This window comes from Phenylobacterium sp., assembly GCF_004799395.1.
In the GTDB taxonomy this organism is placed as follows: Bacteria; Pseudomonadota; Alphaproteobacteria; order Caulobacterales; family Caulobacteraceae; genus Phenylobacterium.
The window spans coordinates 1-6,908 of the sequence record NZ_SSMZ01000320.1; the positions used below are offsets into that span (position 1 = coordinate 1).

At 66.0% G+C, this 6,908-nt stretch carries 10 protein-coding genes and 2 pseudogenes; 8 read left to right on the plus strand and 4 right to left on the minus strand.

Features of this window, described 5'->3' with window-relative positions:
* Window positions 1–539: 539 nt before the first annotated feature.
* Both E8A12_RS20640 and E8A12_RS20645 read left to right on the plus strand, forming a co-directional pair.
* Window positions 540–815 (plus strand): annotated as a pseudogene (locus E8A12_RS20640) (transposase); the annotation flags it as partial.
* A gap of 296 nt (window positions 816–1,111) precedes the next feature.
* Window positions 1,112–1,720 (plus strand): PEPxxWA-CTERM sorting domain-containing protein, encoded by a 609-nt coding sequence (locus E8A12_RS20645; RefSeq protein ID WP_293372377.1) that lies wholly within the window; start codon window positions 1,112–1,114, stop codon window positions 1,718–1,720.
* Window positions 1,721–2,080: 360 nt separating this feature from the next.
* Here E8A12_RS20645 and E8A12_RS20655 read toward each other — a convergent pair whose 3' ends face one another.
* The 3 genes and pseudogenes from E8A12_RS20655 to E8A12_RS20660 form a co-directional block, all read right to left on the minus strand.
* Window positions 2,081–2,341, minus strand: coding sequence for a helix-turn-helix transcriptional regulator (locus E8A12_RS20655; protein WP_293372379.1), 261 nt, complete (start codon window positions 2,339–2,341; stop codon window positions 2,081–2,083).
* An 18-nt stretch (window positions 2,342–2,359) separates the two neighbouring features.
* Window positions 2,360–2,497: pseudogene (locus E8A12_RS22830) on the minus strand (hypothetical protein); the annotation flags it as partial.
* On the minus strand, window positions 2,433–2,753 hold the full coding sequence (locus E8A12_RS20660; RefSeq protein ID WP_293372381.1) for a hypothetical protein: 321 nt from the start codon (window positions 2,751–2,753) through the stop codon (window positions 2,433–2,435). The gene E8A12_RS20660 and the pseudogene E8A12_RS22830, both read right to left, overlap by 65 nt.
* A gap of 63 nt (window positions 2,754–2,816) precedes the next feature.
* Here E8A12_RS20660 and E8A12_RS20665 point away from each other — a divergent pair, with 63 nt between their 5' ends.
* The 5 genes from E8A12_RS20665 (at window position 2,817) to E8A12_RS20685 (ending at window position 5,248) form a co-directional block, all read left to right on the plus strand.
* Complete coding sequence (locus tag E8A12_RS20665) at window positions 2,817–2,951, plus strand: hypothetical protein (protein ID WP_293372383.1); 135 nt, start codon at window positions 2,817–2,819, stop codon at window positions 2,949–2,951.
* Window positions 2,952–2,966: 15 nt separating this feature from the next.
* Window positions 2,967–3,704 (plus strand): SDR family oxidoreductase, encoded by a 738-nt coding sequence (locus E8A12_RS20670; protein ID WP_293372385.1) that lies wholly within the window; start codon window positions 2,967–2,969, stop codon window positions 3,702–3,704.
* Entirely contained in the window at window positions 3,704–4,075 is a 372-nt protein-coding gene (folB, locus tag E8A12_RS20675) for a dihydroneopterin aldolase (protein WP_293372387.1), read from the plus strand. Before E8A12_RS20670 ends, folB begins: the two co-directional genes overlap by 1 nt.
* 67 nt (window positions 4,076–4,142) lie before the next feature.
* Window positions 4,143–4,538 (plus strand): hypothetical protein, encoded by a 396-nt coding sequence (locus E8A12_RS20680; protein ID WP_293372389.1) that lies wholly within the window; start codon window positions 4,143–4,145, stop codon window positions 4,536–4,538.
* 14 nt (window positions 4,539–4,552) lie between these two features.
* Window positions 4,553–5,248, plus strand: a complete 696-nt coding sequence (locus tag E8A12_RS20685) for an isoprenylcysteine carboxylmethyltransferase family protein (RefSeq protein WP_293372391.1) — start codon at window positions 4,553–4,555, stop codon at window positions 5,246–5,248.
* 4 nt (window positions 5,249–5,252) lie between these two features.
* Here the strand turns inward: E8A12_RS20685 and E8A12_RS20690 are convergent, their stop codons facing one another.
* Window positions 5,253–6,140 carry a branched-chain amino acid aminotransferase gene (locus E8A12_RS20690; protein WP_293372393.1) on the minus strand — a complete coding sequence of 296 codons (888 nt, stop codon included), beginning with the start codon at window positions 6,138–6,140 and terminating at the stop codon, window positions 5,253–5,255.
* 92 nt (window positions 6,141–6,232) lie between these two features.
* Here E8A12_RS20690 and E8A12_RS20695 point away from each other — a divergent pair.
* Window positions 6,233–6,908, plus strand: a 676-nt coding sequence (locus tag E8A12_RS20695) for a response regulator transcription factor (RefSeq protein ID WP_293372395.1), incomplete at its 3' end; no start/stop codon positions are given.

Below are 6,908 nucleotides of genomic sequence, written 5' to 3' on the forward strand. Positions count from 1 at the left end.
CCAATGCGCAGAACCGATCGCCACATCGAGCAAGTCTGGGGTCGTCCGAGTCATCATGTGCGTCATGGGTACCCCGGCGGGCTGGATTGGGATCGCTCATCCTAAGCGTGCGCCGCGCCCATGCCAGCCCCTTTGGACAGCGAGTCGAAACACGGGCGGATTGTCGCAAAGCCATTATGCACCGTGTGGAACGGACCACTCATGGCTTCGTATGGGAGCGTGGTGGAGCAAGCCCGCCCCCGGTCAACCCAGCGGCGCTTCCTCCGCGCTTCGCGCTCCGTGCAGCTTGCTCCCTGCGGGCACGCGTCGCGTGGGGTCTGACCTCCGGCTCGATGGCCTGCTCCTCATTCTCCCCATGAAGCCGCGGGATGGTCCGCGGCAACTTTGGAGGACGATTTCATGGCCCAGCAACAAGCCCTTCTTCGCCGCAAGCCGACCCACCGCCTGTACCGGGTTCAGGGCGAGGGCTCTGCCGCGATCTGGACCTCCATCGGCGCCAGATTGAAGCTGGAGTTGCACGGATCGAGGGTGGACGCGGCTGCCGGACGATGGCGGCCAACGCCGCGCGGCTTCAGCTTCACGCCCTGGCCTACAACATGGCCAGCTTCCTGCGGACGCTGGCCCTGCCGGCGGAGATGGCGACATGGTCGCTGGCCTCGCTGCGGGAGAAGGTCGTCAAGATCGGGGCGAAGGTCATCGCCCACGCCCGATACACGGTCTTTCCGATGGCGGAAGTCGCCGTGCCGCGTGACCTGTTCAGGCGCATCCTGGACATGATCCACGACCTGCGCTGCCAACGGGTCGCGCGATGTTGACACCCGAGCTGACCAAGGCGTCGTTCCCACCGACAGGCGAGGTGCGCCCGCAATCCGGCCCAACCGGGCAAACGGGCGTGCGCACCGCTCTGATGGGCCGGGTCGGGCGCGCTCCCTGCCAAAATCGCTACGCCTGGACATTGTGATCATATCCGGCAAACTGAAGCTTCAGTCGTTCGGATGGGCGGCTTACCTGGGGAATGTCGGTTCAAATACGATGCTTACTGGCCGTCGCCGGGCCACGAACATATTGCGTGATTCACTGCGTTGATTCATGGTGGCTCAGGGGAGTTTTCATGCGTAATTTCGCGAAGTTACTATCCAGCGTAGTGCTCGTTGGAGCTGTTTCGGTTTGTACGGCGGCGAACGCAGTAACGGCAATATATACTATTTCTGGGAATGGTTCCGGTTCACTAAACGGAATCTCATTCGAGAACGCCGATTATACATTCGCCCTTGCTGGCGACACCGCAAATGTCATTGATAACTACTTTGGTTACTACTATGGGCACTTTCAAGACAACAACAACCTGACTAGCGCTACATTCACCATCGCTGGCGTCGGATCCGGTACAGTATCTCTCGCGACAGAATTTGGTGAATTTTATAATCAAGCTTACTTCGGTCGCGCTGACTTCGGTAATGATATTCTAGATTTTTACCTTCCATCCGAAACCGATATTACGACGACTGCTGGACCCCTGACGGGGACGGGCGTCTACGACCTTGGCCAGCAGATTGACACAAGCGCGGGCGAGTTGGAGTTGGACTCATCCTCGGATGTGACCTTTTCCAGCCTCGTCCCTGAGCCGGAGAGCTGGGCTCTGCTGATCGCAGGAATTGGTTTGACAGGCGTGGCGCTTCGCCGCCGCCAACGGACTGGCGTTCGCTTGATCGCTCGGTGAGCGACGGATTGCGATCGAACTTTTGTAATGTCAGGCTTTCTCAGGAGCCAGGCCAGCGCCGGCTGTGACACCGTTGCATCTGCTTCGTCTGCGATCCGCCCCAGACCCATAATTGGGCGTCGCGCCCCTCACGTCCCCCACCTCGCCCCGGCCGGCTCGGCCACGCTCTCGCCCGCGGGGGCGAAGCGTTGGTAGCCAAGCGCTTCGGCCACATGCACCCGGCGCCCCGGTCCCGAACCCTCGAGGTCGGCGTTGGTGCGGGCGAGGCGCAAGAAGCTGAGGTCGCGCGCGCCCCAGGCGACGCTCGGTCCGGGCTAATAGGAGTTCAATGATCCGAAGGCTGGGGGCAATGTGCGCATTCTACCGCACTTCGCTCGGAAAGCGCTCGGCGATGGTATAGCCGAGTAGCTGATCCAGAGCAGGGAGCTTCTGCCGTCCTGGCTTCCATTCCCCGCGCTCCCAGCGCCGCCAGGTCCCCTCGCCGACGCCCACCAGCGCCGCTGCCTTCAATACCTCGATCCCCCGACGCCGGCGTTCTGCCAGGAGTGCAGCGCCGAGGCTCTGGGGCTCGGCCCAGGGCTCGCGGCCCAGGTATTGGATGATTGCAGGGTACGTGCTCACAAATGGCAGCTGCGCGCCTCGCTCCCACGATCCGACCGCCTTCGGATCGGCATGGAGTAACGCAGCAACGGCTCCGAGCGTCAGCCCGAGCTCACTTCGGCGACGCCGCAGATGCGCTGCCAAGCTGTCGTCTTCGGCGCGGATGCTCCCGGGCATTGGGGCTTTCAGATGCAGCGGGATCCCAGGACAGAGAAAAAGCAACGTATCCATGGCGGTCCATGTTCAGCCCGTTTGGCGCCCCGCCCTTCGGCCCCACCCGCTTGAACGAACCGTCGGCGAAGATTTCGGCCACCGCGCATTGGTGGTCGGAGGCGAAGACGCGGCCGTCCGGGCCCACCACAACGTCCTCCGGCCGGTCGATGCCCACGGCGATCTTGAGGAACGCGTCCGTCGCAATGGGCGTCAGCGGCATGGCGGCCTCCCTGATTTCTTGTTGTCGCCACCTTGAACGCGGGCCTGCGCGCAGGACAAGCGCTTGCGGCCACCGCGGCGCGCCGATAAAGCCCGGACAACCGAGCTCGGAGCGCGCCCCATGGGTATCTACGTCATCGTCGCCTTCATCGCCGTGATCGCGATCCTCAACCGCGTCGAATTCGGCCGGTTCGACTGAGCCGCCTGGCCGCCCATGGGTGAGCGCGGCGCCGCCCTGATCACTGGTGGCGCGCGGCGCATCGGCCGCGCCCTGGTCTGCGCCGCGGCCGACGCCGGCTATGACGTCGCCATCCACGTCCGTGCGGTCGACGACGAGGCGGAAGCCGCCGCGGCCGACGTCCGGGGCAAGGGCCGCAAGGCCGCGATCATCGCTTGCGACCTGCGCAAGGAATCCACCACCGTGGCCCTGGTGGGCGAGGCCGAGACGGAGCTGGGCGCCGTCACCCTGCTGGTCAACTGCGCCAGCGTCTTCGAGGAAGACGCCTTCGCCGACATGAACCGCGCCTCCTGGGACGCCCACATGGAGACCAACCTGCGCGCGCCCCTGGTGCTGGCGCAGGTCTTCGCGCGGCGTCTGCCGCCGGAGCGCCAAGGGCTGATCGTCAACCTCCTGGACCAGCGGGTCCTCGCGCCGGGCCCCAATTTCTTCTCCTATTCCCTCTCCAAGGCTGCGCTCTGGGACGCCACGCGCATGTTGGCCCAGGCCTTGGCGCCCCGCATCCGCGTCAACGGAATCGGGCCCGGCCCGACCCTGCCCTCGATCCACCAGGACCAGACCGCGTTCGACGCCGAGGTCGCCGCCACCCTGCTGGGGCGCGCGGTCGCGCCCGTCGAGATCGCCCAGGCCCTGCGCTATCTGATCGATGCGCCCTCGGTGACCGGCCAGATGATCGCCGTCGACGCCGGCCAGCACCTCGCGGGACGCGGCTGATGGCCCCCGCCATCCGCGCGGCCATGACCCGGGTCTTCGTCACCGGCCTGAAGGTCCAGGCGGAGATCGGCGTCTACAAGCACGAGATCGGCCGCGTGCAGCCGCTGGTGGTCGACGTGGAGCTGGACGTGCCCACCGCCGGCGCCGACCGGCTCTCCGACACCTTGAACTACGAGACTATCCTGACAGCGGCGCGGGCCATCGCCGGCGCCGGGCACATCGAGCTGGTGGAGACCTTCGCCGAGCGCCTTGCCCACGCCTGCCTGGCCGATCCGCGGGTGACCCAGGCCCGCGTGCGGGTGGAAAAGCCCCTGGCGCTGGCCCCCGACGCGGTGGCCGCCGGAGTCGAGATCACCCTCGTCCGCGACTGAATCTTACGAAAGCTTATCTGGCGCTCGCGCCCGTTTTCGGCATGATCTTCGCTGAAAGGGAGGTCTCATGACCGAAACCCACGACTTCGCCGCCCGAGAGGATCGCACTCTGCCGGCGGTCGTCTACGCGCTCTATATCGTCGGCCTTACTCATGGTCTGACGATCATCATCGGCCTGATCATGGCCTATGCCTGCCGCACCAGCGCCGGGCCCGTGATGTACAGCCACTACACCTTCCAGATCCGCACCTTCTGGCTGTCGATCGGCTTTTTCATCGTCGGCTGCATACTGGCCTTCTGGGGCGGCATCTTCTCGGTGATCCTGATCGGCCTGCCGTTTCTGGGCCTGGGCCTGACCATCTGCGGCCTGACCTGGGCCTGGTTCCTGGTCCGCTCGATCCTCGGCGTCATCGCGCTCGCCCGCGAGGAGCCCTACCCGCGGCCCTACACCCTGATGTTCTGAACCGGAGTCGAGCCATGGGGCCGGGCGCGAAGCTGATCCCCAAGCTGCTGCTGCAGGTCGTGGCGATGTTGGCGGTCTTCGCGGTCGCCATCTTCGGCGCGGCTGGAACCTGGGACTGGCCGAGCGGATGGGCCTTCCTGGCCCTGTTCGCAGCCACCAGCATGGTGATCAGCCTCTGGCTTGCGGCCATCGATCCCGGCCTCTTGGCTGAGCGGATGAGGTCGCCGGTGCAGCGAGGCCAGAAGCCGTGGGACCGGGTGTTCCTGTTGGGGATGGTGGTCGGCTATTTCGCCTGGCTGGTGCTGATGGCCTGGGACGCACGCCGCATGTCCTGGTCGCACATACCGCTCTGGGCCCAGGTCTTCGGCGGCCTCCTGATCGTGGCCAGCTACTTCGGCATCGCGTGGGTCTTCCGGACCAACAGCTTCGCCGCCCCGGTGATCAAGATCGACGCCGAGCGCAAACAGACGGTTGTCACCACTGGCCCCTACGCCTTCGTCCGCCACCCCATGTACGCCTTCGCCCTGCCCCAGTTCATCGGATGCCCGCTGGTGCTGGGCTCCTGGTGGGGCCTGACCGGCGGCGTTGCGATCACGCTCGCCGTCACGTGGCGCGCGCTCGGCGAAGAGAAGATGCTGAAGGCCGAACTGGCGGGCTACGAGGACTACGCCCGACGCGTCCGCTGGCGCTTCCTGCCGGGCGTCTGGTGAGCAGCTAAGCCGTCACCAACTCGCGCCGGACCATCTTGGAATAGTCGTCGGCCAGGCTGAGCGAGATGTTGCCGGGGGTGAACCGGTACTCGCCGATTTCCGACACCGGCGTCACCTCGGCCGCGCTGCCGGTGACGAAGCATTCGGAGAACTCCGACAGCTCCTCGGGCCGGATGTGGCGTTCGATCACCTCGAAGCCCTTCGACCGCGCCAGCTTGATCAGCGTCTGGCGGGTGATGCCGTTCAGGAAGCAATCCGGCAGCGGCGTGTGGATCACCCCGTCCTTGATAAAGAACACGTTCGACCCGGTGCTCTCCGCAACATAGCCGCGGTAGTCGAGCATCATGGCGTCGGTGTAGCCGTCCTTCTCCGCGGCGTGCTTGGAGATGGTGCAGATCATGTAGAGGCCGGCGGCCTTGGCGTGGACCGGCTCGGTCTCCGGCGAGGGACGCTTGTACTTGGCCCAGCACATGCGGATGCCCTTGGCCCTGGCCTCGGGCGTGAAGTAGCTCGGCCAGTCCCAGCAGGCGATCGCCACATGGATCGTGGTGTTCTGCGCAGAGACCCCGATCATCTCCGATCCGCGCCAGGCGATCGGGCGGACGTAGGCGTCGGTCAGGCCGTTCTTGGCGCAGGTGTCCTTGCAGGCCTGATCGATCTGGGCCACCGTGAACGGGATCTGGAAGTCGAGGATCTCGGCGGACTTGAAGAGACGCTCGGTGTGCGCCGTCAGCTCGAAGATCTCACCCCCATACATCCGCTCCCCCTCGAACACGGATGAAGCGTAATGCAGACCATGCGTCAGTACGTGCACCGTCGCCTCGCGCCAGGGCACGAACTGGCCGTCCAGCCAGATCCATCCATCGCGGTCGTCGAAGGGAACGAGAGACATGAGAGGGTGACCTCCTTTCGCAAGACCCCTCTAGAACCCTCCGCGGGCGGGCTCGTCAAACGAAATGGGCTGGCCGTGACAGGAGCTTGGCTATGAGCGCGCCGGCGCGGGCGCGCCATCTGCTGGTGGTCGACGACGACGACCGCATCCGCGAGCTGCTGAAGGAATATCTCTCGCGGGCGGGCTTCAGGGTCACCGCCGCGGCCGGCGGCGCCCCGGCGCGCAAGCTGATCGCGACGCTGGATTTCGACCTGGCGGTGTTCGACGTGATGATGCCGGGCGAGGACGGCTTTTCGCTCACCCGCTGGCTGCGCGAGCAGAAGGGGCCGGCCGGCAAGACGCCGGTCCTGATGCTCACCGCCATGGGCGAGGCGGGCTCCCGCATCGAGGGCCTGAAGCTGGGCGCCGACGACTATCTGCCTAAGCCCTTCGAGCCGGAGGAGCTGCTGCTGCGCATCGAGGCGATCCTGCGCCGCGCCTCGGACCGGCCCACTCAGGGCGGGCCGCTGTCGCTGGGCCGCTGCGTCTTCGATCCCGACCGCGGGGAACTCACCAGCGACGGCGAGCCGGTGAAGCTGACCGAGGCCGAGGTCGCGCTCCTGCGCCAGCTCGCGCGCACGCCGGACGAGGCGGTCGAACGCCTGGAACTGGCCCGCGGCACGGTCGATCCGTCCGGCCGGGCTGTGGACGTGCAGGTGACCCGGCTTCGGCGTAAGATCGAGGCCGACCCCAAGGCGCCCCGCTATCTGCAGACGGTGCGCGGCATAG

Bases quoted from the DNA above. Each gene is read 5' to 3' on its own strand.
- E8A12_RS20660 (WP_293372381.1), bottom strand. From the start codon at position 2,753: ATGCCGCTGACGCCCATTGCGACGGACGCGTTCCTCAAGATCGCCGTG.
- E8A12_RS20670 (WP_293372385.1), top strand. From the start codon at position 2,967: ATGGGTGAGCGCGGCGCCGCCCTGATCACTGGTGGCGCGCGGCGCATC.
- E8A12_RS20690 (WP_293372393.1), bottom strand. From the start codon at position 6,140: ATGTCTCTCGTTCCCTTCGACGACCGCGATGGATGGATCTGGCTGGAC.
- folB (WP_293372387.1), top strand. From the start codon at position 3,704: ATGGCCCCCGCCATCCGCGCGGCCATGACCCGGGTCTTCGTCACCGGC.
- E8A12_RS20680 (WP_293372389.1), top strand. From the start codon at position 4,143: ATGACCGAAACCCACGACTTCGCCGCCCGAGAGGATCGCACTCTGCCG.
- E8A12_RS20645 (WP_293372377.1), top strand. From the start codon at position 1,112: ATGCGTAATTTCGCGAAGTTACTATCCAGCGTAGTGCTCGTTGGAGCT.
- E8A12_RS20685 (WP_293372391.1), top strand. From the start codon at position 4,553: ATGGGGCCGGGCGCGAAGCTGATCCCCAAGCTGCTGCTGCAGGTCGTG.